The organism is Pseudomonas sp. MWU13-3659, from assembly GCF_023757525.1.
Classification (GTDB): domain Bacteria; phylum Pseudomonadota; class Gammaproteobacteria; order Pseudomonadales; family Pseudomonadaceae; genus Aquipseudomonas; species Aquipseudomonas entomophila_E.
This window is the reverse complement of record NZ_JAMSHW010000088.1, coordinates 1-905: the sequence shown is the minus strand read 5'-3', so window position 1 is coordinate 905 and position 905 is coordinate 1. Positions and strand designations below refer to the sequence as shown.

The following is a 905-nucleotide window of genomic DNA, read 5'->3' as shown; positions in this document are numbered from 1 at the left end:
TAGGTGTTCAGTCCCAGAGAGTCATGGTGCATCCTTAACGCCTCATGAGGAGGATGCATTTTGGAAGGACGTATCCATGGCTCAGCCCGCACGACGCCGCGAATCCGAGCCGAGCTCCAAGCGTCGAAAGAGTCGAATCGAAAGCTCGCCGCCCGCTACCGGCTGAACGTGAAGACGGTCATCAAATGGCGATCACGAACTACCACGCAGGATGCTCGGATGGGGCCTGCCAAGCCATGCAGTGCCAAGCTGACAGCCGCTGAAGAGGCAATGGTGGTCGAATTCCGACAGCGCACGATGTTGCCCCTGGACGACATGCTGGGTCACCTCCTCGATTACTTTCCGCAGCTGAGTCGTAGCGCCTTACACCGCTGCCTGGTGCGTCATGGGATCAACCAGGCGCCCAAGAGAGAAAGTGCAACCAAACGCGGAAAATTCGACAAAACAGAGATGGGCTATCTGCACATCGATAGCTCGGAACTACGTCTAGAGAGTGGCAAGCAGCACCTGTTCGTAGCCATTGATCGTGTTACGAAGTTCACCTACGTTGCGTTCTTCGACTCCGCAACCAAGCGCAACGGCGCTGAATTTCTACGTCAGGCAGTGCAGGCGTTTCCTTACAAGATCCACACAGTCCTCACTGACAACGGCGTAGCGTTCACTGAGCAGCCGCGGTATCGCAACGGCGCGACCAATAGGTTCGGTGGGCACATTTTTGATCGCGTCTGCCACGAACACGGCATCAAGCACCGTCTGACCAAGGCCTACCACCCCTGGACCAACGGCCAGGTCGAGCGCATGAACCGGACGATAAAAGAGGCTACGGTCAAGGCCTTCCACTATCCCGACTTCGCTGCGCTGAAGGCGCACGTGCTGGCCTTCGTCATGGCCTACAACTTCGCCAG

1 protein-coding gene is annotated in these 905 nt (G+C 57.2%); it reads left to right on the top strand.

Annotation, left to right across the window (positions count from 1 at the left end; all coding sequences use genetic code 11):
- Nucleotides 1–60: 60 nt before the first annotated feature.
- A partial coding sequence (locus NGM28_RS28415) for an IS481 family transposase (protein WP_252092547.1) occupies nucleotides 61–905 on the top strand: 845 nt, incomplete at its 3' end.